General features: G+C 61.5%; 18 protein-coding genes. 2 read left to right on the top strand and 16 right to left on the bottom strand.

Going from position 1 to position 22,314, the window contains the following annotated elements:
* Positions 1-2: 2 nt before the first annotated feature.
* The 7 genes from otnK to AC5J09_RS06385 form a co-directional block, all read right to left on the bottom strand.
* A complete protein-coding gene (gene otnK / locus AC5J09_RS06415; RefSeq protein ID WP_324763804.1) occupies positions 3-1,274 on the bottom strand; it encodes a 3-oxo-tetronate kinase in 1,272 nt (423 codons plus the stop codon).
* 90 nt (positions 1,275-1,364) lie between these two features.
* The gene (locus tag AC5J09_RS06410) at positions 1,365-2,024 is read right to left on the bottom strand and encodes an aspartate/glutamate racemase family protein (RefSeq protein ID WP_324763805.1); all 660 of its coding nucleotides are present in this window, start codon (positions 2,022-2,024) and stop codon (positions 1,365-1,367) included.
* A 44-nt stretch (positions 2,025-2,068) separates the two neighbouring features.
* Positions 2,069-3,145 carry an ABC transporter ATP-binding protein gene (locus AC5J09_RS06405; RefSeq protein WP_324763806.1) on the bottom strand — a complete coding sequence of 359 codons (1,077 nt, stop codon included), beginning with the start codon at positions 3,143-3,145 and terminating at the stop codon, positions 2,069-2,071.
* Positions 3,138-4,898: an ABC transporter permease gene (locus AC5J09_RS06400; protein ID WP_100670500.1), complete on the bottom strand. Its 1,761-nt coding sequence runs from the start codon at positions 4,896-4,898 to the stop codon at positions 3,138-3,140. Before AC5J09_RS06400 ends, AC5J09_RS06405 begins: the two co-directional genes overlap by 8 nt.
* A 63-nt stretch (positions 4,899-4,961) precedes the next feature.
* Positions 4,962-6,068, bottom strand: a complete 1,107-nt coding sequence (locus AC5J09_RS06395) for an ABC transporter substrate-binding protein (protein WP_018097096.1) — start codon at positions 6,066-6,068, stop codon at positions 4,962-4,964.
* Between the two features lie 123 nt (positions 6,069-6,191).
* Entirely contained in the window at positions 6,192-7,286 is a 1,095-nt protein-coding gene (locus tag AC5J09_RS06390; protein ID WP_324763807.1) for an isocitrate/isopropylmalate dehydrogenase family protein, read from the bottom strand.
* Positions 7,287-7,372: 86 nt separating this feature from the next.
* On the bottom strand, positions 7,373-8,299 hold the full coding sequence (locus AC5J09_RS06385; protein WP_324763808.1) for a GntR family transcriptional regulator: 927 nt from the start codon (positions 8,297-8,299) through the stop codon (positions 7,373-7,375).
* A 183-nt stretch (positions 8,300-8,482) separates the two neighbouring features.
* Between AC5J09_RS06385 and acnA the strand changes: the two genes are divergently transcribed.
* Positions 8,483-11,131: an aconitate hydratase AcnA gene (gene acnA / locus AC5J09_RS06380; RefSeq protein ID WP_324763809.1), complete on the top strand. Its 2,649-nt coding sequence runs from the start codon at positions 8,483-8,485 to the stop codon at positions 11,129-11,131.
* A 21-nt stretch (positions 11,132-11,152) separates the two neighbouring features.
* Here the strand turns inward: acnA and AC5J09_RS06375 are convergent, their stop codons facing one another.
* The 5 genes from AC5J09_RS06375 to AC5J09_RS06355 form a co-directional block, all read right to left on the bottom strand.
* Positions 11,153-11,923, bottom strand: a complete 771-nt coding sequence (locus AC5J09_RS06375; RefSeq protein WP_324763810.1) for a polysaccharide deacetylase family protein — start codon at positions 11,921-11,923, stop codon at positions 11,153-11,155.
* Entirely contained in the window at positions 11,920-13,017 is a 1,098-nt protein-coding gene (locus tag AC5J09_RS06370) for a glycosyltransferase family 4 protein (RefSeq protein ID WP_324763811.1), read from the bottom strand. The genes AC5J09_RS06375 and AC5J09_RS06370 overlap by 4 nt, the downstream gene beginning before the upstream one ends.
* Positions 13,018-13,093: 76 nt before the next feature.
* Complete coding sequence (locus AC5J09_RS06365) at positions 13,094-15,205, bottom strand: mechanosensitive ion channel family protein (RefSeq protein ID WP_324763812.1); 2,112 nt, start codon at positions 15,203-15,205, stop codon at positions 13,094-13,096.
* A gap of 248 nt (positions 15,206-15,453) precedes the next feature.
* Entirely contained in the window at positions 15,454-16,644 is a 1,191-nt protein-coding gene (locus AC5J09_RS06360) for a glycosyltransferase family 4 protein (protein WP_324763813.1), read from the bottom strand.
* A 217-nt stretch (positions 16,645-16,861) separates the two neighbouring features.
* Positions 16,862-17,008, bottom strand: a complete 147-nt coding sequence (locus AC5J09_RS06355) for a hypothetical protein (RefSeq protein WP_157813654.1) — start codon at positions 17,006-17,008, stop codon at positions 16,862-16,864.
* A 137-nt stretch (positions 17,009-17,145) separates the two neighbouring features.
* Here AC5J09_RS06355 and AC5J09_RS06350 point away from each other — a divergent pair, with 137 nt between their 5' ends.
* A complete protein-coding gene (locus tag AC5J09_RS06350) occupies positions 17,146-17,988 on the top strand; it encodes a sulfotransferase domain-containing protein (protein WP_324763814.1) in 843 nt (280 codons plus the stop codon).
* Positions 17,989-18,025: 37 nt separating this feature from the next.
* Here the strand turns inward: AC5J09_RS06350 and AC5J09_RS06345 are convergent, their stop codons facing one another.
* The 4 genes from AC5J09_RS06345 to AC5J09_RS06330 all read right to left on the bottom strand — a co-directional run bounded on the left by AC5J09_RS06345 (position 18,026) and on the right by AC5J09_RS06330 (position 22,019).
* Positions 18,026-19,216, bottom strand: coding sequence for a DegT/DnrJ/EryC1/StrS aminotransferase family protein (locus AC5J09_RS06345; RefSeq protein WP_324763815.1), 1,191 nt, complete (start codon positions 19,214-19,216; stop codon positions 18,026-18,028).
* Between the two features lie 68 nt (positions 19,217-19,284).
* On the bottom strand, positions 19,285-19,971 hold the full coding sequence (locus tag AC5J09_RS06340; protein ID WP_324763816.1) for a PIG-L deacetylase family protein: 687 nt from the start codon (positions 19,969-19,971) through the stop codon (positions 19,285-19,287).
* A 52-nt stretch (positions 19,972-20,023) separates the two neighbouring features.
* Positions 20,024-20,704, bottom strand: a complete 681-nt coding sequence (locus tag AC5J09_RS06335; protein WP_324763817.1) for a sugar transferase — start codon at positions 20,702-20,704, stop codon at positions 20,024-20,026.
* A gap of 61 nt (positions 20,705-20,765) precedes the next feature.
* The gene (locus AC5J09_RS06330) at positions 20,766-22,019 is read right to left on the bottom strand and encodes a polysaccharide biosynthesis/export family protein (RefSeq protein ID WP_324763818.1); all 1,254 of its coding nucleotides are present in this window, start codon (positions 22,017-22,019) and stop codon (positions 20,766-20,768) included.
* Positions 22,020-22,314: the final 295 nt, after the last annotated feature.

Genomic DNA, 22,314 nt, shown 5'->3' with positions numbered 1-22,314 from the left:
ACTCATCGTCCTGCAAGCCTCTCCAAGGCCTTTGTGAAAAAATCCGGGGCGCCGAAGTTCCCTGACTTCAGCGCGAGCGCCACCGGATCATCTCCTTTCGACAGAAGGACCGGGACGCCCGGGTCGATCTCAGGCCCGATTGTCAGCGTACCAAGATCGAGCGCCGAAACCACCGCGCCCGATGTTTCCCCGCCGGCAACGACCAGCCGGCGTATGCCCGCGCCAATCAGTTCCCGTGCCGTCTCAGCAAAGAGATTGTCGAGGGCTTCGGCGACCTTTTCCCGGCCAAAGCGCGCCTGGATCGCCTGAACCTCGTCAGGGGTGCCCGAGGAATAGACGAGTGGTGCCTTTCCCCGGTTGGCAAGCAGGAACGAAGTCAGGTCGACCGTCGTCACCGTTCCATTCATGACGCCGGCAACATCGATGGCAAGCGTCGGATAAGAATTCCGATGGTGGTCCACCTGTTCCCGGGTCGCGCCGGAACAGCTGCCGGCAAGAATGGCCTCCGGACCATCGACGCCGAAGCTCACCGAACTCTGTCCCTTGGCTAACCCGCGGGCGATAAAATTTGCCGGCAGCCCGATCGCAATCCCAGATCCTCCCGTGACAAGGCGATGATCGGCGACAGCCTTGCCGATCACGACGAGGTCGTCATCGGTAATCGCATCGACGACTACGAGAGCATGGTTATCATCGCCATGCCTGCGGAAGGCGGCCTCGATCGCCGAAGTCCCGCTGCGGACGGTGGCAATGTCGACATGTCCGACATCCGAGGTCGTCTGCAGCCGTAGCCAACGGCGGATATCGGCATCGGTCATTGGATTGAGCGGGTGCTTCTCCAGACCAGACTCGTCAAGAAGACGATCTTTTACAAAGATATGCCCCTGATATACCGTGCGTCCGGCCCCTGGGAATGCCGGGCAGACGACGACACCCTTCACGGCAAGCGCGTCGGCGAGCGCCTCCGCGACCGGACCGATGTTTCCGGCCGGCGTAGAATCGAACGTCGAGCAATATTTGAAGACGATCTGCTCGCAGCCCTGATCGAGCAGCCATTTCAGTGCCTCCAGCGATTGCTCGACGGCTACGGCCGCATCGATGGAGCGGCTCTTCAGCGCAATCACGCCCGCCTCGACCTCCGCGTCGGCGGCAGCGCTCGGAACACCTAGACATTGCACGGTGCGAAGGCCGCCCTGCCCTGGCAGGCCCTTCGCGATCGTATTGGCGATGTCGCTCGCCCCGGTGAAATCGTCCGCAATGACCCCGAGAAGCATCGTTTCTACTCTCTTTCAGTTCTACGACGAAGGGCTGACAATGACGCTGCGCTCGAAGCCAGCCGCTCCTCGATGACACGCGTTCGCGACCTAGCCGAGCAAACGGCGAAGCTTGGCAACGGCGGCGTCGGGGCTGTTCAGCACGGGAATGGTCGTGACCGCCTGCACCGCCTGAAACGCCCGCGCCGTCGAGAAATGCGCAAGCGTGATCGCGTCAAAGCCCTCAAGCCTGGCAGCGGCCTCCGCCACCAGCCGGTTGTGCGTCGCCTCGTCACCGGCCCTCACGGCTCCGATCGCGCCCTCGACGAGGAAGCTTTCGATTTCGGCGGACGGGTCCACACGGGCGGCCTCCTCGCGGAATTCGGCTTCCATTCCCTCCCTCGCGGGCGGAAACGTGTAGAGCATTGCCGTTCGCCCGCCCTTGCGGATGGCGGTCTCGAACATCGCCTCGTTCGGCTTGAGGACGGGGATGTCAAGCGTTGATGCAGCCCGTTCGATGGCGGTGCCGAAGGACGAACAGGTGAACAGGACCGCATCGCTGCCGATCATGCGCGCATATCTGGCCAATGCTACGATGCGATCCGTCATCTGCTCGGTTACGGCCCCGTCCCTCGCCCTGTCAGGGGAAAGGCTGTCCTCGAGAATGTTCACCCGGCCGGCGTCCGGCCAGGCCTTGTCGAAGGCCGCCTTGATCGGATCCATGGCAATCGGTGTCGCGTGAATGAGCGCGATTCTCGGCTGTGTCGTCATTTGTCGATCCTGGAAAAGAGGTGGCGGCCGCCGCTTCGGGCCTGCTACTGCTGGCCCGCCGAAAACACCCACACACTTTCGGGTGGAATGCGTGCCCAGACCGTCCCGGAAGACAGCTGCTTGGCGCCATGTGCCTTGGCAACAAAATCGCCGCGGCGCAGACGGTATTCCCACCTGTCTCCGAGATAGATGCTGTCGTCGAGGTTCATCTCGAGCGCATTGGCATCCGGCTGGTCGCTGACGCTGATCTGTTCGACACGTATCACCGCGCGCGCGTCTTGCGATGCCGACAAGCCCGACGCTTCGCGCACCGTTCCGTCGAGGCTCCAGTTGTCGCCGCCGATGACCGTCGCCCTGCCTTCAACCGTCTTCACCTTTGCCTTGACGATATTGTTGGCGCCAAGGAAATCGGCCGAATAGAAGCTGTTCGGGTTGGAATAGATCTCCTGCGGTCCGCCTTGCTGGACGATGCGCCCGTCCTGCAGCAGGAGAATATTGTCGGCGGCAGCCAGCGCCTCGCTCTGGTCGTGGGTGACGAGGATGGCGCAGATCTCGAGATCGAGGATGAGCTTGCGGATCCAGTAACGCGCCTCCTCGCGCAGCTTCGCATCGAGGTTCGAGAGCGGCTCGTCGAGCAGCAGAACGCGCGGTTCGTAGACGAGCGCGCGGCAGATCGCGACACGCTGCTGCTGCCCGCCGGAAAGCTGCGAGGGAAAGCGATCGGCGAGATGCCCGAGACCCATGCGCTCCAGGATCGCCTGAACGCGCCTTTCGAGATCCGCCGGCGCGACGCCCCGGAGTTTGAGGCCGTAGCCGACATTCTCCTTGACGGTCCGATGCGGCCATAGCGCGTAGGACTGGAAGACGAGGCCGATATTGCGCTGTTCCGGCGGCAAGGCCAGCTTGTTCTCGCCGTCGAGGACCGTTTTCCCCCCGATCACGATCTGGCCGACTTCCGGCTGCTCGAGCCCCGCGACGCAGCGCAGAAGCGTGGTCTTGCCGCTGCCGGAGGCTCCGAGAAGAGCGACGATCGACCCGCGCTGTGCGGTAAAGGAGGCGCCTTTGAGTATCTGCAGGCCGCCGAGCCATTTCTGGACATTGCTGACAACGAGTTCAGTCATGGATTTTTGCTCCCAAACGGAGGGCGAGTGCGAGGCCTGCGCCCGTCAATACGATGCTGATGAGGGCGAGCGCGGCGATCGTGTTCATCGCGCCGGTCTGCAGAAGCGAGACCATCAGCGAGCCGATCACTTCAGTGCCTGCGCCCATGAGATAGACGCCCGTCGCATATTCGCGAAGGAAGATGATCATGATCAGCGCCCAGGCGCCGGCGAGGCCGGGACGGACGATTGGAATAACCACGTCCTTCCATGTCCGGCCGATTGTCGCGCCGGTCGTGCGCGCCGATTCCTCGAGTTCCGGAGCCACCTGGATCAGCGTGCCCTGCAGCAGGCGCAGACCGTAGGAGAGGCCGACGACGAGATAGGCGACAAAGAGGCTGACGAGTGTCGGCCGCAAGGGCGTCAGCAAGGGCACGAACAGGAAAACCCAGAAGAAGGCGAGACCGACCACCAGGCCCGGAAGCGCGCGGGGCAGCAACACGATGTAGTCCAGCACCGTGTTCGACATGCCCCAGTTGCGGTGACCGGCGAGGCCGACGGCTAGGTAGATTGCGACTGCCACGGCACCGCCGACCACCGAAAGCACGATCGTGTTGATGATACCGTTATAGAGGCTCGGCACTTCCAGCATGCGGCTGAAGTTCGAGAAGGTGAGCTGGGACCACAGGTTGACCCCCTCTCCCCAGGCGTCGACAAAGGCGCGCACGGTAATTCCGCCGATCGGCAGGACAACCGACACGAAGAGCCACAGGCCGATGATCGAGAGAGCGATGATCTGGCCGCTGTTGCCTAGCTTGAGGGTAGAGACACGCGCACCCTTTCCGCCCATCGCCGCATATTTGCGGGCATTGCGCAAAAGCTTGCGCTGCATCCATACGAGCGGAAGTGTGATCAGGACCAGGACGACGGCGACCACTGCCATAAGCTGGTAGGTTGGCGTACCGAACAGCGTCGTCAGTTTGTAGATATACGTGGTCAGCACCATGATGCCGTTGGGATCCCCGAGCACAAGCGGAATGCCGAAGGTCTCGAAGCCAAGCAGGATGTTGAGCGCGGCAGCAAAGATCAGAGCCGGCAGAACCATGGGCAGGGTCACGTCACGCGAGACCTGCCATATCGATGCGCCGGTCGTGCGCGCAGCTTCCTCGAGGTCGGACGGCAGATTGCGCATGGCCGAGGACACGTAAAGATAGACGTGCGGCACGTGGCTGAGGCCAGCGATCAGGATCATGCCCGGCAGGCTGTAAATGTTCCAGGGAACAACGCCGATGATGTCGCGGACGAAGAGGGAGACGAAGCCCGTCGGACCGACCGAGACGGTGTAGCCGAAGGCGAGCACGATGGACGAGATGAACATCGGCACGAGCACGAGGACCTCGAGGAGGCGCTTGGCCCTCACGTCGGTTCTCGTGATCAGAAAGGCCAACAGGCCGCCGAGTGGTACCGCGATTGCGACCATCCCGAACGAGAAGATCGCCGTCGTGCCGAGGGCTTTGTAGAAATTCTTGTCGGAGAAGACGTAGCGATAGGCATCGAACCCGAACTTGGCGCGCGGGCTGAAGAAGGCAGCCGTCAGGAAGCTCTGGTAGATGATCAGGCCGACCGGCGCCAGCACCGCGATTGCGAGCAGGCCGATGACGACGCGCCTGTAGGTGCTCGCATTGCCGTGGCGGGGCATTCTCGCCGGATATTTCTTTTCGGCTGCGGCCTTTGAAAGCTCGACTGCGGCCGGTGCTTGAGCGTGGGTAGACATTCCTTGCCTCTCGCAAACGGGGGGCGGAGCCGCGGCGCCGATGGCGCCGCGGCGAGCGAAGCATCAGCGACCGAGCGCTTCCTTCCAGTCGTTGAAGAACTGGACGCGTTTCATCTGGTCCATGTATTCGAGCACGCCTTCATCGACCGCAATCGGCTTGAGACCGCCGCCCACACGCTCGTTGAGCGTCTTGACGTTGAGGCCGGAGGTCACATCCTCGCGGACCGAGGGAAGTCCGCCTTCCGCGAGAAGCGACTGGCCCTCGGCCGAGAGCATGTAGTCGACGAAGAGCTTCGCGGCGTTCGAATGCGGTGCATCCTTGGTGATAAGCGCCAGACGCGAGAAGGCCGGCGTATAGTCACTGGCGAAATGGACGCCGAGGTTCGGGCTTTCCTTGACCCAGTCGAGCGCATAGGAGCCGATGATGTTGATGGCGATGATGTTTTCGCCGGAAACGACCGTTTCCTTCATTCCTCCGGAGCTCGAATAGATTTTGGCCCCGTCGTCGCCCATGGCCCTGGCGAGATCCCAGAAGTCCTCGCGGTTGCGAGCATCGTTGGAATGATGAAGGAAGCCGGAGCCGCTCTTCTCAGGATCGAAGGTCGCCACCTTGCCCTGCAGCATGTCCTTGTTTTCCTTCAGGAAGGTGATCATGTCCGCATAGGTCTTCGGCAGCTTGTCTTCCGACAGGGCCTTGGTGTTGTAGATCACGCCGATCGGCTCGACGGTCGTGGCGTAGAGTGTGTTCTTGTAGTTTGCCCAACCCGGCAGCTGGCCCGCCTCCGGTGAGGCGTATTCCATGCCGTAACCGTCCTGAACCAGCGTCATCTGCAGGTCCATGGCCGAGCTCCAGACGACATCGGCTGTCGTCTGGCCGGCCGCGGCCTCGGATATCACCTGGTTATAGGTGCCGTTCGTGCCGAGGTCGTTATACGCGATCTTGATGCCGTATTTCTTGGTGAAGCCATCCTGCAGTTTTTGCGACTGGGCAGCGTCCGTAGAGGTGTAGACGGACACGGTGCCCTCCTCCTTCGCCTTGGCGATGAGGTCGGCATAGTCTGCCGGATAGCCGGCCGGTACTTCCTGTGCGGATGCAGTGGCTGCAAACGCGGTCATGAATGCCGCGGTGACGGCGAAAGCTGTCGAGCGGACGGTGTGTTGCCTGTTCATAGTCTGATCTCCCAATAGCGCCCGTGCTCCAAAGCTCCTCCGGGCATTTGCGCGAGGGCCACTCCGCGCCCTCGCGACCTCCGACTTTGCACTTTGGATTTATAAAATCAAAAGTGCAAACGCTTAGGCATTGACGGCCTTTCGGTCGCCGCCGCGATTTTGGACAGCCCGGGCCACGAGTGAGCCAAAGGTGTCTGTGTTGGTGTTGCCGCCGAGATCGCGCGTGCGCGTCGCCGGATTGGCGAGGACCTCGTCGACGGCTCGCTCGATCTCTGCGCCGGCGGCCTCGAATTGCGGAAGGCCGCGCTGCTCGCCGAGCCAGCTCAGCATCATCGCTGCCGAGAGGATGAGCGACGTCGGGTTGGCGATGTTCTGGTTCTGGATATCGGGCGCCGAGCCGTGCTGTGCCTGCGCGCAGACGAGGCCGGTCTCGGCGTTGGCGTTGATGGAACCGGCCAGGCCGAGGCTGCCGGAAAGCTCGCTCGCGAGGTCGGAAAGAATGTCAGAATAGAAGTTCGTTGCGACGATCACGTCATAGCGCGACGGGTCGCGCACGAGATGCGCCGCCATGGCATCGATGATGACGTCGTTGAGCCTGACTTCCGGGAATTCGGCGGCGACCTTGCGCACCTGTTGCAGAAATAGGCCATCCGTCAGAATGAAATTATTGGCCTTGTGGACGGCCGTGACCTTCCTGCCGCGCTTCATGGCAAGCAGAAAGGCCTGGCGCGCTATGCGCTCGCAGGCATTCGCGGTGATCTTGCGGACCGAGAGGGCGACATCCGGCGTCGGCATGAATTCGCCCGTCCCGGCATACATGTTGCGGTCCGGATAGAAGCCTTCGGTCGCCTCACGCATGATCACGAGGTCCATCTTCTTCGCATCGTTCAAAAACGCGCGGGAGCGTGCCGGGCGCACATTGGCGTAAAGATCGAGCTTGACACGGAAGCCGGCCGAGACGTTCACGCCGCCCTTGTCGCGGGGCGGATAGTCCATGTGCGACTGGGGACCGAGAATGATCCCGTCGAAGGTGCGGGCAAGCTCGATCGTCTCATCCCGGAGCGTCGAACCGTGTTTTTCCAGGCTGGCGAAGCCTGTGTCCTCAAAGTGGTATTCGAGGCCGAGACCGAACGCCGCGTCCGTGGCCTTCATGACCTCCATTGTTGCCGCGGTGATCTCGGGACCAATCCCATCACACGGCGTTACGAATATTTTCATCTGACAATCTCCCATGAGGCAACGGCCGACCGGCCGCGCAACGTCACGGGCAGATTATTGGCTTTTTAAATCTGAAAATGCAATCACTATTTTTCGAGAAGTTCTTTTTCATGCGCCTGATGCGACCAGGACCAGGTTACGGGCGACTTCTTCGAAAGCGCGCCACCCAGGTGCCGTCGCATCGCATAGGAAGCCTCGACGACCTCGCCGCGCTCAAGAAGATCAAGGATTTCGAGGTGCTCCCTGCACTGGCGCACGGTGCGGCTGCGATCGACCCGCGAACGATATTCGAGCAACCGGCGCATTCTGTTCACGCGCACGAGCGAGAGGTGGAAAAACGGATTGTTCGACATCTTGATCAGCTCTTCATGGAAAAGCGCACCGTTGTGGAGAAGCCGTTCGGCCGGCAGTCGCTCGATATCCGATTCCAGCATTCGCAATTGAATGCGCCGTTGCTCCTCGATGATCTTGCGATCGAGTCGAAACTCAGGTTCCAGCATCGCCGCAGGCTCGATAAGCATGCGGAACCGATAGATTTGTTCGAAGGCTTCGGGCGTTTTGGCGACCGGCAGGAAGCGCCAGCCGTAGCCCTGCTTGCGCTCCGCCCATCCTTCACGTGACGCGCGCATCAAGACATCGTTGACCTGCGATTTCGTCAGATCGTACCGCTCTCTCAGCATCTGCTCGGTGACTTCGGCCGGTATGCGGTCGGTGAGCCAGTCTTCTGCAAGACGCTGGTAGTCATTGGCGACCTCGAACGGCTCCGCATCGTCGCGAACGCGTTCGGCAATGCTTTCCGTGACCTCCTTGACGAAGAACCCCCTGTTTTCCTTCTGCTCGAGGAGACCTTGCGTGGCCAGCATGTCCATCGCCTCGCGAACCGGTGAGCGGGAGACGCCAAAGCGATCTGCCAATTGCTGCGTCTTGAGGTGATCCCCAACCGCCAGCTCTCCAGACGTGACCAGGAGGGTGATTTCATTTGCAATGGTCTGTGCCAACTGGCTGGAGCGCATCTCGGTCAATCCTATGAAAACGATGACGTCGCCGCACGTTAGTCCATGAGAGCCGCAAAGGGAACGATTCGCGCCAACAATTTGCATACCCGGCCGCCTGAAAAACCAAAAATCGGCCGAGTTGACATTGACACGGCTGATTTTTTGGTTTTTTGCATATTAAAAATCAACACCGGAGGAGACATGTGCTTTCGAGAGGTGCCTACGTCCCATGGGGTCGTTAAAGCGATTGATCTCACGTCCACCTTCGGCCCGGACTTCCACAGGCTGCCGTTTGTTCATCGAATCCTGCTGGAAAACGTCGCCAGGAAAGACACAATCTGCCTGCCCCGCATGATTGAAGCCATGCGGCGCTGGCTTGTCAGCGGCGCGAGTGAGGCTGAGGTCGTTTTCCATCCGTCGCGTGTCCTGATGCACGACACGACCTGCGTACCCGCCCTCGTCGATATCGCTGCCATGCGCGACGCCGTCGCCGAAGCCGGCGGCGACCCGGCGAACCTCACGCCGGTCCTGCCAGTCGACGTATCCGTCGATCATAGTGTCGGCGTCGACATGTATGGACAGCCTCGGTCCCGCGCCTTTAACATGCAACGCGAAATGGAGCGCAACAGTGAGCGCTACCGCCTGATGAAATGGGCAACCCAAGCCCTTCCAGGTGTTACGGTGCATCCGCCTGGCACCGGGATCATGCACACGCTCAATCTCGAGCAGCTGGCGACCGTCATGCGTCTCGAGGAGCGGCACGACGAAACCTGGGCGACGCCGGACACGCTCATCGGCACTGACAGTCATACGCCGATGATCAACGGCATCGGAGTTCTCGCCTGGGGCGTTGGCGGGCTGGAGGCGGAAAGCGTCCTCTTTGGTTTTCCGGTCACGTTACGGCTGCCGGAGGTCGTCGGCGTGCGCCTGACCGGACGGCTGTCCCCCGGCGTGCTCTCGACAGACCTTGCCCTGGAGGTCACGCACCTCCTACGGCGCCACAAGGTCTCGGGAGAGTTTGTCGAATTCTTCGGGCCAGGGGTGTCGACGCTCACCGGCGGCGACCGCGCCGTCATTGCCAATATGGCGCCCGAATATGGTGCGACGACCGGCTATTTCCCAATCGACGGACAGACTATCGAGTACCTGCGGCGAACCGGCCGAAGGGCGGAGCACGGCTCAATGGTTGAAGGTGTCGCCCGAGCGATGGGGCTCTGGTTCGATCCGGACGCGGAGCCGCGCTACAGTCGGGTCGTCGAACTTGATCTCGGCAATGTGCGTCCCCTTCTTGCCGGGCCGCGGCGCCCGCAGGACAAATGCGCGCTGACTGAGGCTGCATCTGCCTTGGAGACGGCAGCCGGCGGGCCGTTTGAGGAGATATCCAACGGGATTCCGGACGGCGCGATTGCTATCGCGGCCATCACGAGTTGCACCAACACCTCCGACCAGCGTCTGCTAGCTGCCGCTGGTCTTGTGGCCCGCAAGGCAAACAGGCTCGGTCTGCGGCCGCCTCACTGGGTCAAGACATCATTAGCGCCGGGCTCGCCGTCTGCCGAACTCTTCCTGAGAAGAAGCGGACTGCTGACGGATCTGGAGGCGACCGGCTTCAACATCGTGGGTCATGGATGCACCACCTGCATCGGAAATTCGGGGCCGCTCCAGCCGGACATGGCCGAAGCAATCGCCAATGGCACTGTCGCCGCCGCCCTTCTCTCGGGCAATCGCAACTTCCCCGGCCGGGTGCATCCGAGCCTGCAGTTCGGCTTCCTCGCCTCGCCGCCGCATGTCGTCGCCCTCTCGATGATCGGAAAATTCTGTCGGGATCCGTTGAATGTCAAAGTCGCGGACACCGCGGACGGATCCGCCGTCTGCCTTGGCGATCTCCTCCCGTCCGATGAGGAAATCGATGCCATTTTGCGTGACTTTTCGCAGTGCGAGGATTTTGGCCGGGCGTTTCACGACGCCACGAAGAACGATGCATGGCTTGCCCTCGAGGCGCCATCCTCTCCAACATTTCCCTGGGATGAAATCTCCACCTATATCCAGCGACCGCCCTTTGCCGTCGCGAGCAACACCAATCGGCTCGGAACCTATACGGCCCATCCGCTGCTCGTGCTGGGCGACGACATGACCACGGATCACATCTCGCCCGCCGGCCAGATCGATGCCGAGAGTTATGCCGGACGCCATCTCGTTGCGGCCGGCGATCCGCCAAACGACCTCAACGTCTATGCGGCCAGACGCGGGAACTGGGCGGCCATGGTCCGCGGTCTCTTCGACAATCCCACGGCGTCCAACCTCCTGCTTGACGGGCGACCGGCCTCAAGAACCGTGTATGCCCCTACCATGGATGAAGGCCCGCTATGGGAGGTGGCCGAACGCTACCGGCAGGAAGGGCGCTCCGTCGTGATCGTAGCCGGTGAGCGATATGGCGCCGGTTCTTCGCGCGACTGGGCAGCCAAGGGCCTTGCGCTGCTTGGGGTGCGCGCCGTCATCGCCAGAAGTTTCGAGCGCATCCACCGCACGAACCTGATCGGCATGGGAATCCTGCCCATCGTCATCGAGAACACAATTCCCTCACTTTCGGCACTGGACCTCATCGAAGTTGACGCCAGGCACATAGAAGCGCGCTGCGGTATCAGGCTGGTCTTGCTGAGCGCCTCTGGCGCAGCCAAGACATTGACGGCGCGCGCCGCGGTGGAGACGGAGCAGGAGGTTGAAACGCTTGTCGCTGGCGGGATGATTCCCCTCATTCTTGACCGCCACCTGGCGGAACTGGTGGTACCCAAGACGCCCGATTTCGTTCGCCCCATACCGGGCGGCGCATTTACTAAGGAAGGAAGTAAATAGATGCCATCGGGCTGGAAATTGTCATTGGCCTAAAAGATCCGCAACCCTGCGCCAGCGGCAGGCAGCGTGCGAGGCGGTGATGTCGAAAAGTCTGGATAGGAATTCCCATACGCTCTCGTCGTGAACGAGGTGGTGGGTGAGAATTCCCACCGTCCCGCCGCCCTTCTCGATTTCATCCAGCCGGCGATCGATGTCGCGAAGGATCTCGCCATGAGGGCGGCAGCCGCGGGTGCCGTGCCAGTCCATCACATCCACATGGGCGTTTATGAGCTGCAGCCCCGGGACGCGTAACACGGCGGATTTTTTCCCGTCCTCCGGTCCGAAAACCGAAAGGGCCCTAAAGCCGATCTCGTGCAGTCCGGGCACCAGCCCCGGGTCGATCCGGTTCCATGGCGGAACGAGGAGCGGCACCATAGCGGCAGGATAAAGCGCGCGCAGACGCGCCCAACCGGCGCGCAAGTCGGACGCCACCATCTCGCGCGACCTGTGACCTCCTAGTTCCTGGCGTTTTTCTGTAGCGGGGGCATGGTTTTGATGGGACCACCCGTGGACGGCAACATCGACAAGCGGTCGGCCGGCAATGCAGCGCGAAAGGCGCTCATCGGTACCTGCCGGAATGACGGCCAAGATCACCGGCACCGAAAAGCGGTCGGTGAGGTCGAGCAATCGGTGGAGCGCGGCCGTCGGCTCGACGGCGTCGTCGTCCCGCAGCCAAAAGTCGACCGATTGGCCTGCCTCCTGCAGGCGATCGAGCCTGTCGGCCAGCGTTTCCCAGATCGATGCGATCGTCATTTCGCACTCCCAACGAAATCGGCGAAGATCCCCGAGAGACGTGCGGCGGCGGCGGGAAGCGAGCGGTGCTCGAAAACGAAGCGCCGCGCGCGCTCGCCAAATTGTCTGCGTAGGGATCCGTCCACGAGGAAGCGCCGCACCGCTGCCGCCAGTGCGTCGATGTCCCCGGCCGTCGTCAGATATCCCGTTTCGCCGTCACGTACGACTTCCGGCACACCCGCCGTGCGCTGCGCGACGACCGCGAGGCCTGCAGCCTGCGCCTCCAGATAGGACAAGCCGTAGGCCTCCCCGCAGCCCGGCCAGACATAGAGGTCGCCGCCGGCGAGAATCTCCGGAATCGCCTGAGGCGACCTTTCGCCAAGCCAATCCAGCCGTCCTGCGGGAAAGGCCGAAAAGGCTTCCGATACGTCAGCCCGTGCAGGGCCGTCGCCCACCACCGTGAGCGTCCAGGGCACATCAGCGACGAGGGCGAGCGCGCGGGCAAGCATGCGATAACTATCCATCTTGTCGCCCTGACGCATCATCGCGACGGCAAGCAGGCGGTTGCCGCCGGCCCCGGTCCTTCGCAGGTCACGAAACGGCGACACATCGATGAAAGGGGCGAGCAGCGCAGAGCGCACTTCGGGTACCGCCTCTTCGAGACCCTCGCGATCACGATGGGTGAAACAGATATTGACCGCCGCCTGCCTTGCACCGGCGGCGACCTCATCTTGCGCAAGTTTCCATGACCCCAGGTTGCGCCGAAAGGAATAAGAACACTCGGCAGTAACGTATGGAATGGAGAATTCCGCGGAAAGCGCGGGACCAATGAGATCCGGAGCCTTGTAGTACGGGTGGTAGCAAAACCAGAGGTCGGGCGGCCCTTTCAACTGCCAGAGCCGCCGAAGCCTCGCAATCTCCCCTTCGGCCTCCTTGCGGAACGCTGAAAATGCCGCATCCGAGGCATCACGCGAGAAGGTGCGCAGCTCCGAGGCAATGCTGACGTCGTGACCTGCCAGCCGCAGCGATTCGATCAGCATGCGTGCCATCTGTCTGTCGCCGGAAGGGACAGGGTGGTCGGGTGATTTCAGTGGCGCATGAAAGACGATGTTCATTCGGCGCGAGCTATCCCGCCTCCCGTCGCGATGTCAACAGGCCCCGGCCCGACGACGTGCGGCTGCAGTGCCCCGGCTATTCCGCCGCTGCCTCCCCGCCCTGGGCGAGCGCCGCGTTCTTCTTGGCGATCGCGTCGCGTGTCGCGGCAGCTGCCGCCGGCGCCGATTGCACGTCGTCTCCGGCCACCTGGACCGTGGGCGAGGCGAACTGGATGCCATTGGTCTTGAAGGCCTCCTTGATCATGGCCTGGGCCCTTCTTCTCACCTGGGTCTGGTGGCCCGGCTTGGTTTTCATGGCGAAGCTCAGCGTTATGCCGTAATCGCCGAACTGCTCCACGCCTTTCATCTTCACCGTTTCGATGATCATCGGCGCGAGCTCCGGGTCTTCGAGCAAGGAAGCCCCGATGCCCTTCACGACCTTCTTCACCTTGGCGACGTCGGAGTCATAGGAAACATTGATCAGGAACTTGTCGATGACCCAGTCGCGACTCATGTTCTGCACCGCGCCGAGCGAGCCGAAGGGCACGGTGAACACCGGTCCCCGGTGATGTCGCAGCTTGACGGAGCGGATGCTGAAGGACTCCACCGTGCCCTTATAGCTGCCGCTCTGTATATATTCGCCGACCCGGAAGGCATCGTCCATCATGTAGAAGATGCCGCTGATGATATCCTTGACGAGCGTCTGGGAGCCGAAGCCGATGGCGACGCCGAAGACCCCAGCGCCGGCGATCAACGGACCGACTGCGACGCCAAGCCCCGAAAGCACCATCATACCGGCGACGACCGCGATGAAGGCCGCAAGGAAATTGCGCAGGATCGGCAGCAGCGTGCGCAGGCGCGTGTTGCGCGCGAACTCGGCGGAATCCTGCACGGTCAGGCTGGCGCGCGCCATGCGCACGTTGATGGATTCCTTGGCAAGCTGCCAGACGAGATCGGCCGCAAGCAGTATGACGATGCCGGCCAGCACGCCACGGAAGATGCGGTTGAAGGCATCGTCCTGCATCATCTGCGCGCCGTCGATGCGGAAGGTCATGGCAAGCCATACGGCCGCGAGCGCGATGATCACCAGCCTCGCCCCTCGCTCGATCAGAACATTGCGCAGGACGCGGAAGTCCTCCGCCGCGGCAGCATCCAGCATCGTTCTGGTCGCGGCGCTGGTGAAGCGCAGCAGAGGCGGCAGACCGAGGGCATAGACGCCGAGCCAGAACAGCACATCCATGCCTGCAACCCAGAAGACCCAGAGCAAGACTAGGAAGGAAACGATCAAGGCATTTCGCAGGATGCGACGCGCGGGCGCCATCTCGGCAATCGGCCGGCGCAAGGTCGTGTCGATCGCCAGTCCGAGAACGAAGAGGCCCAGGACCGCGCCGGTGAGGTTGCGCACGTCTTCGGGAAACGCGAGCGCGCGCATCATATCGCCGACGGCCCATACGAAAGCGACGGTGCAGATGAAGTATACGGACCGCCTGAGCCAGTAACGGGCACGATGCGGAGCAAGCGATACATACGACCTTGCCTGATCCCCCTCCGAGATGGCCGGCGTCAACACGGCCGATGCGATCGCGATCAGAAGTCGAGCCACGATCCAGGCGATAAGGAGCGGCGCCACCGCTGCCCCGAGGTGATGCGGCCAATCGGCGATCACGAAAGCAGCGACGGCCGCAATGGCGAAGGCGACAAGCGGCGCGATGCGAACGAAGGCCGCCAACCCGCTTCCTGCCTGCACGTTGTTGCGGCTGGCGCTTCGTCGCAGGAGATGGCGCAGAAGGAACTCGGCGCCGTAGCCGATCAGCAGAACCAGGGCAAACGCCCAGATGATCGGCAATCTTCCCTGGCCCTCCATGTCCCCGTACACACGGTCTCTCGCCGCCTGCCATTCGGGCAATACGCGCGGCGCGGCATTCAGAAGCGCAGCAAGGTGCCTCCTGGCCTCGGCCATCCAGCGCGAAGCGAAGCTCTGGGGCTGCGTGACGGTAACGGGCCCGGAGGCCGCCTGCCTGGTCTCGATCCCCTGCCTAGTCTCGATCCATTGACGGACCTCGGGATCATCCAGCAGCTGAATGAGCTGCTGCACCTTGGCCGGAGGCGCTGCCCCCTGGTCTTGGGCCGCCGAGAGAGCCACAGAAGCAAAGATCAGTTGGAGAAAAAAGGCCACCACTGCTGCGACGCGCCCTACACCTGCACCCATGCGATAGCCCCCTGATCGCCAGACCACTCGGCGATGATAGTGGCATATCAACACATATGCGTCACCCCGCAATCCCGTGCACTCCGAAGGGTGCATGGATCGGGGCATCACGCCGAAGCGCGGCGCCCAAACATGTCTTCTTTGATCCCATCCGGTAACGGAAGGCATGCAGCAGATCAAAGTGCCACGGCGATTTTTGCGCGTCCGGTAAGTAGGCCGGCGCAAGGCTCTCCGGATTATGGTCCGGCTCAAGCCGAACCGGCTTCAGCAGCCGACACTGTGGAGGCATGTTCGCGGGCCGAGTGTTTCAGGGCCGACGATGCGACTGCGTCCCACTGCGAAAGTATGCGTTCTGGCAAGTATCTCCTGGCGCTCGCCTCGGCATTGGTAGCCAAACGGCTCCTGAGTTCACCGTCGCCGAGCACCCTAGACAGTGCCTCGGCAAGCGCATCCACATCGTTGCTGGGAACGAGGATTCCATCCTCGCCATGCTTCACCATGTCCGAGGGGCCCCACTCGCATGCAAAAGAAACCACGGGAAGCCCTGCAGCCATGGCCTCGAGCAAGACGATACCCCATCCCTCGTAACGGGACGACAATACGAAGACGTCGGCCGTCTCCACCCATAGCCCCGGTCTTTGCGTCACGCCCGGTAACTCAACCCTGTCCTTCAGGTCCAGCGCGTCCCGCAGTGCCTCGAGCGATTTCCTGTCATCGCCCTCGCCCCAGATGACGAGCTTCCATTCGGGGTGCCTCGTGGCAATCCGTGCAAAGGCCTCGATCAGGAGATCGAAGCCCTTCTGACGCGTGAGCCGGCCAACCGCGGTCAAGATATTGTTGCCGCGTCTCTTCTGCCATTCGCCGGGCAGGTCGACGGCATTGGCGATCACCCACCCCCTGCTGCGCATCTTCTCCGGAAAATAGTCGAGCGCGCCCCTGGTCATCGTCACCAGACCGAACGCACGCGGATACAGACGGCGCTGAACCCATTTCCAGACTGGACCGAAAGGCTGGAGGGCCGGATTGTTGCGCTCGGAAACGATCACCGGAGCCTGCAGCCCAACCGTCGCCAGCAGCGTCAGTACGTTCGTTCGGGTCAGGAAGCTCAACACGAAATCGGGTTGCGAGCGGCGAATGGCGGAACGCAGGCGAGAAATTCTCTTGAGCACGAGCAGGCCCGCCTCGATCTTCCCAGCCCTTTGCGGCGGCAAATCGAGACGTTTGATCGCGATCTTCGGATCCAATTCGTAGTAGGGCTTCGCATCCGGCGGCTCGAGAGTGATCAGAGTGACCATGCAGCCGAGCCGGGCCCAATGGTTGGCGACAAGGTTGACCACGTGCTCCGTGCCCCCGGCGCCAAGGCCCGGCAGGACGATCGTCACACGTGCTCCGGAAATATTCGACGCCTCAAGCGCTGGGGAATTCGAACTGCCGTTCATTTCGAAATTCCCCTCCCCTGAAGCCCCGCGAACGTCACGCACAGGAGTCATGGCTGCCGCCACAGCAACGGTTTCTCTTCGCCCAAGGGACATCATCTGGTGCCTCCATTCCGTCTTCGCGATGCAAAACATCACGATCTTCACCAATGCCGTTTGGAATGTTACCGGGCGCGCCTCACGCCCTATGCAAGCACGTTATTGACAGAATGCTTGTTTTTCATTTCATATTCAAATTGCTAAAACGAATGCCTGAAATTGCCAGCCACGGGACGACCGGCACCATAAGCTTAATTAATTGCTTCAAAGAATCAATACCACACAAGACGCGCGACCACTGCACACGCAAAGAATTTCTTTTTTTCATTCCAAATATCCTTATGAAATAGGCGGTAGAATTATTTCTGTAACGACATATTGTTCTATTCTGCGCGATCAGTGCGCCAAAACTACATTTACCATGCGTGCACCGCACGCCGGTGATCTCAATTTGAGGGACAAACCATGGCAAGCATTCTCAGGCGGGCATGGCGTCGGGTCGAGAAGCGGGTACGGCTTACCAGCCATGCTGCCCAAGCCGACAGCTTCCTGATCTCCTATCCAAAATCGGGCCGCACCTGGTTTCGATACGTTCTTTCCCACTATCTCGCGGCAATCTCGCGGGTGCCGGAGCCGATCGACCTTCACAATATGTTTTCGATCGTACCGAACTTCGATCTCGACCCGGTGCGCGGCATGCCGGGCTACCGCTTCCGCGAGGCGAAAGACGCAATCCCGACGATCCTCGTCAGTCACCTGGACTATCGCGCCAGCCTGTTCCTCAGGCGTCCGGTCATCATGATGGTAAGAGACCCGCGCGACGTGATCGTGTCGGCCTATTTCCATGCGACCCGGCACAAACACCGTTTCGCCGGCACCCTTACGGAGTTCATAAAGGACCATGACCAGGGTATGCCCAAGATGATCAGTTATCTCAATCGCTGGGCAGCCGGTTTGTCCAACCGCGCGCACTTCGTTCTGAGCTACGAGGGGCTCTCCGCCGACACGGAAGGACGAACCGAGGCGGTGCTGAAATTTCTCCGCTGTCCGGTCGATCGAGCGGCGCTCCGGGCTGCAGTCGAGGCCGGGCGGTTCGAGGCCATGCAGGACAGGGAACGGGTAGAAGGCATTCCGGCTCATGACTACGATCGGAACGACGTGGAAAGCCTGCGGATGCGCCGTGGCAAGGCAGGTGGGTTCAGGGACTACCTGGACGAGGCGCAGGTCGCAGAGGTCGAGCGTTTGTGCGCGGCCGACCTGACGGTCGCCGCCAAACGTCTGGTCGGCCACACGGGATTGAACGTCTGACCCCGCGCCTGCGCACCCATTTGCGGATAAAGCTGCTCTAACGCCGCGCGGCATCGAGGGCTGGCCTGCCGATGCTGGCCCTTGCAAACACCTCCCGCAGGACATGCGCCGTCTTCTCCATTGCCGCCGTATCGAGCGCGGGATCGACCAGGAAGGCCAGGCTCGTCTCGCCGAGCTCGCGCGCGTCGGGCAATCTCTGCGTCGGGACCATGCCGATGTCCGTAAAGGCCTTTTCCAGGTAGATTTCCGAGCAACTGCCGCTGAAGCATGCGACGCCGGCGCCGTTGATTTCGGCAATGATCCGGTCCCGGCTCCAGTCTGGCCGCAGGCGCTCCGGCCGAAGAAACGTATAGAACCTGTACCACGCGTGCTGAATCCCACGAGGCGGCAGGGGCGTGCGCAAAGCCTCGATCTCCTCGGCCGCTCTGGCGATAATGGCCGCGTTGTGCGCTCTTATGCTGCGCCATTCCGTCAGGCGCTGCAACTGACGCGATCCCATGACCGCCTGGATCGACATCATGCGCCAGTTGGTGCCGATGGACTCATGCAGCCAGCGGAAACCCGGAGGGTGCTCCCTGTTGTAGACGGCGTCATACGATTTGCCGTGGTCCTTGCGGCTCCAGGCCTTCTTCCAGAGCTCGTCGTCGTTCATCGCCACGAGCCCGCCCTCGCCTCCAGTGGTGATGATCTTGTCCTGGCAGAAGGAAAAAGCCGCGATATCACCGAAACTGCCGACCGGGCGGCCGTCTATTTCGGCGCCGTGCGCCTGAGCGCAATCCTCTATCACCCACAGCCCCTTTTCGCGGGCAAGCGCCATGATGGCGGGCATGTCGCAGGGCCAGCCGGCCAGATGTACGACGATGACGCCCTTGGTCTTCGGCGTCAGCTTCGCCCTTATGGTTTCCGCCGTGATGTTCTGGCTGTCGCGATCTACGTCGGCGAAAACCGCAACTCCACCCGCCATCGGCACCGTGGAGGCCGAGGCAATAAAGCTGCGCGGCGTCACGATGACCTCATCGCCCGGCTCAAGTCCGAGCGCGTAGAGCGCGAGGTCCAGCGCCACCGTTCCGTTGGCGAGAGCCACCGCATGTTTTACGCCGAGAAAGCGCTCATACGCAGCCTCGAAGTTGCGTACGTGCGGTCCCGTCCAGGCATTCACTTCGCCAGATCTGAGGACCGACACGACATCCTCGATCTGCTCCTCGTCGTAAACCGGCCAGCGTCCCATCTGTCCCTCCGAATTGAATTGGGTCTTATGGCGTTAATGAGAAATTCCGTGTGACGCCGTTCCTCAACCTAAACGACGTGCCGGACCAATACGAAAGCTTCGGCCGCTTGCCGCATCACGGTCGCGCCGCGCAAGGTCGCCAGCGCCCTGAGGGTCGCAATCGAGCGCTCATGCGGCGGCTGGCGTACCTGCGAAGCAAACATCTCCATCGCCTTGAGCTTTGCCTCGAGATGTTCGCCGATATCGACGAAGACGTTCGGCACGAATGCCGGGGACAGATAGGGCGCGTTCCAATTGGTCTCGGACAGGGTCTCGTAGGCGAGAACGAGCTTCGGGAATTCCGCCTGATGCGGCCGGCAGGCGACCAGCGCCGACGTGAAGGTCAACTGATGGTCCATGTGCATGTCGCCCACGAAGGGCAATAAGACGGTTTGCGGCGACAGCCGGCGAACGAGCTCGAGCAAGGCGGCATTGACGGTCGCATGCGCCGTTTCCGCAAGCTGTGCCGCCGGCAGCCGGAGCCATATGGTTTCCGTCACGCCCAATGCGCGGTGCGCTTGCCTCGCTTCCGCCTGTATCCGGGCAGTTCCCTCCGGATCGAAGGCGGGGGGCTTTCCCTCCGTCACGACCGCGACGAACACCTCTTCGCCTTCGGCCGCGAGCCTTGCGATCGTCCCGCCTGCGCCGAGCACCTCGTCATCGGGATGCGGCGCCACGACCAAAGTGCGCCCGAAAGATATCTGCCCGCCACCCATAAAACCTCCTGATCAAAAATATTGTCGCCTTGGCGCGTGCTCATCCGCCGCATCACGCCTTCGGCGTCTCCGCGCCAACACGACGCGAAACAAACTCCCTGGCCTCTTGCAGATGCCGTGCATGAACCCGCTCGCCGATGACCAGCGTCTTCACGGTCAACAGGAGGATCCGCGCATCCAGCCAGAGACCGGCGTGTGCGACATACCAGAGGTCGAGAGCGATCTTCTCTTCGTCCGAAAGCCGCGTATTGCCGTTTACCTGTGCCCAGCCGGTCATGCCCGGGGCGACGCGGCAGCGCATGCGGCCGAGTTCGCCGAAGCCGGCGACGGTCGCCAAGGGAAGCGGGCGCGGACCTACCATCGACATGTCACCGGAAAGCACCGTAATGAGTTGCGGCAGCTCATCGAAACGCAGCCGCCGCAACAGAGCGGTTGCGGCGGTCTGCCGCAACCCATCCGGCAAAAGCGTGCCGTCAGGCGCCCGCGCATCCGTCATCGTGCGGAATTTGGCAACGGTAAAGACGCGCATCCCCGCACCGGCACGCGCCTGGGTGAAGAATAGTGGCAGGCCGAGGCTAGCCCAAACGACCGCTGCGGTGACCGCCATCAGCGGCAGGCACAGGACGAAAACGGTTCCGGCAAACAGGCAATCGAGGAAACGCTTGAGACGGTAAAATCCCAAGGAGGCAGGCAAGCCAAAGCTGACGGCCGCAGGTTCTCTGTAGGTTTTCAACTCAATATTCCCTTGGCGCAGGGCGCTTAAAGCCTGTTTTAAAAATATCTGAAATTAAGTCTTACATTCCGGCAATTGACACCATGAGTACGTCGCCCGGCACGAGTTCAGTCAGGGTCGATGCCTTTATGCTCGTCGGGGTGCCGCCGACCGGGTTACGGCGAATCTCATAGGTATATGAAATCTGATTTTTCTTGGACTCGTCTTCGGCCACCGCGGCCATGAGGAGTATTTGCTCTTCGGCGGAGTGCTTTCCGGAAATCAGCTTTTTGATAGCGATCTCACGCGCCTGAAGCTGCGTCAGTATGTCCTTCTCACGGTCGGCTGCAAGCTTTGCCAACTGCAGCTTCAACCCGCTCAACTCCTGGCGCGATCGCGCAAGTGTGGCAAAGGTCTCCAGAAGCTGCGCCTGTTCGGCCGAAGCATTGTTTTCCGCGCGGGAAAGATCGCTTTCGGTGTTCAGCCCGCGTTTGCGCAAGGTAGCGATACGCTCCACATCTTCCTTGCTGTTCTGGACCACGTCCTTTTGCTGCAGGATGAGTTGGTTCAGTATCTCGATGCCGCCCTCTGACTGGGTTATGCCCTCGGCCAGGATCTGCGCTTGCGACTTATTTGCGGCGAGGTCCGCCCTTAGAATCTTTTCTTCGAGCTCGATTACGCCATCGAGGGGCACGCCGTTTACATAGTCGCGAGCCACCTGAGGCACATCGGCAAGGTCAATCTTGTCGCTGGATTTCAACTGAGCCACAAGCCGCGCCGCATAGATGGCCTCGTGGATGATCTCGGCGTTGGCGGCCTCCGCCTCCGCACGCAGACGGGCGCGTGCGACGATCCGGTCGGATGCGCTCGCCGCAGCGACCTGCATGCCTCCGGCAAGACCGATTGCCTGCTCGACGGTCAGCCCGCTGTAGAAAGGAAACGAGCCCGGGGTCTTGACCTCTCCGAGCACGAAGATCGGCCGAAAAGTCGAAATATCGAGAGAGATTTTCGGATCGACGAGAACGTCGCGCCTGCGGTACTCGCCGCGGAGCTTCGCGAGCGCTTCCGGCACCGTGAGGCCGACGACCTCAACCCCGCCGATGAGCGGAAACTGCGCTACGCCGGCGCCCGAGACGGTCGCAGTAACCGGCAAGTCGGCATCGTCAAGGAAGTCGAAGGTCAGAACATCTCCCGAGTTGAGCCGGTAATCACCGGCCTGAGCGGGAATAGACGTAATTATCGGGAACGCAAGCGCCCAAAGTACCATCAGCAGCAGGAACGCCCCAAGCTTCAAACGGGGCAAAATCGTCCCATAAACGGCCGGTGAAATCCCCATCTCACAGCCTCCAAAAAGGAATAAAGAAAACTCTACCAAAAAATATTAGGCGACTATATTCTTCGATGCGCTATCACGTCAAAGGTTTTTAACTATTCGCAGCCTCATTGTTGGATTTGATCCTTGAGCCATCCCTCTCATGGATGAAAATTTTATAATATTTCAAACCGTTGCAGAAACTTATTGCGTCTTTAGAGGAGCGTCGGCGGGGGAAAGGGCGGTTCACCTTGCAACAAATGCGGACGGCTTGCGAGCTTGTCGGCACGGTTTTCGCCGGCTCTTCCCCTGACGAGAT

The sequence above is a fragment of the Sinorhizobium sp. genome (assembly GCF_059070375.1).
The sequence above is the reverse complement of the archived record's forward strand: the minus strand, read 5'-3'. Positions and strand labels throughout refer to the sequence as shown.

What these genes read in the sequence shown, in the direction of transcription:
- otnK (WP_324763804.1), bottom strand. Translation starts at nt 1,274, where the DNA reads ATGCTTCTCGGGGTCATTGCGGACGATTTCACCGGGGCGAGCGACATC.
- AC5J09_RS06410 (WP_324763805.1), bottom strand. Translation starts at nt 2,024, where the DNA reads ATGACGACACAGCCGAGAATCGCGCTCATTCACGCGACACCGATTGCC.
- AC5J09_RS06405 (WP_324763806.1), bottom strand. Translation starts at nt 3,145, where the DNA reads ATGACTGAACTCGTTGTCAGCAATGTCCAGAAATGGCTCGGCGGCCTG.
- AC5J09_RS06400 (WP_100670500.1), bottom strand. Translation starts at nt 4,898, where the DNA reads ATGTCTACCCACGCTCAAGCACCGGCCGCAGTCGAGCTTTCAAAGGCC.
- AC5J09_RS06395 (WP_018097096.1), bottom strand. Translation starts at nt 6,068, where the DNA reads ATGAACAGGCAACACACCGTCCGCTCGACAGCTTTCGCCGTCACCGCG.
- AC5J09_RS06390 (WP_324763807.1), bottom strand. Translation starts at nt 7,286, where the DNA reads ATGAAAATATTCGTAACGCCGTGTGATGGGATTGGTCCCGAGATCACC.
- AC5J09_RS06385 (WP_324763808.1), bottom strand. Translation starts at nt 8,299, where the DNA reads ATGCGCTCCAGCCAGTTGGCACAGACCATTGCAAATGAAATCACCCTC.
- acnA (WP_324763809.1), top strand. Translation starts at nt 8,483, where the DNA reads ATGTGCTTTCGAGAGGTGCCTACGTCCCATGGGGTCGTTAAAGCGATT.
- AC5J09_RS06375 (WP_324763810.1), bottom strand. Translation starts at nt 11,923, where the DNA reads ATGACGATCGCATCGATCTGGGAAACGCTGGCCGACAGGCTCGATCGC.
- AC5J09_RS06370 (WP_324763811.1), bottom strand. Translation starts at nt 13,017, where the DNA reads ATGAACATCGTCTTTCATGCGCCACTGAAATCACCCGACCACCCTGTC.
- AC5J09_RS06365 (WP_324763812.1), bottom strand. Translation starts at nt 15,205, where the DNA reads ATGGGTGCAGGTGTAGGGCGCGTCGCAGCAGTGGTGGCCTTTTTTCTC.
- AC5J09_RS06360 (WP_324763813.1), bottom strand. Translation starts at nt 16,644, where the DNA reads ATGAACGGCAGTTCGAATTCCCCAGCGCTTGAGGCGTCGAATATTTCC.
- AC5J09_RS06355 (WP_157813654.1), bottom strand. Translation starts at nt 17,008, where the DNA reads ATGAAAAAAAGAAATTCTTTGCGTGTGCAGTGGTCGCGCGTCTTGTGT.
- AC5J09_RS06350 (WP_324763814.1), top strand. Translation starts at nt 17,146, where the DNA reads ATGGCAAGCATTCTCAGGCGGGCATGGCGTCGGGTCGAGAAGCGGGTA.
- AC5J09_RS06345 (WP_324763815.1), bottom strand. Translation starts at nt 19,216, where the DNA reads ATGGGACGCTGGCCGGTTTACGACGAGGAGCAGATCGAGGATGTCGTG.
- AC5J09_RS06340 (WP_324763816.1), bottom strand. Translation starts at nt 19,971, where the DNA reads ATGGGTGGCGGGCAGATATCTTTCGGGCGCACTTTGGTCGTGGCGCCG.
- AC5J09_RS06330 (WP_324763818.1), bottom strand. Translation starts at nt 22,019, where the DNA reads ATGGGGATTTCACCGGCCGTTTATGGGACGATTTTGCCCCGTTTGAAG.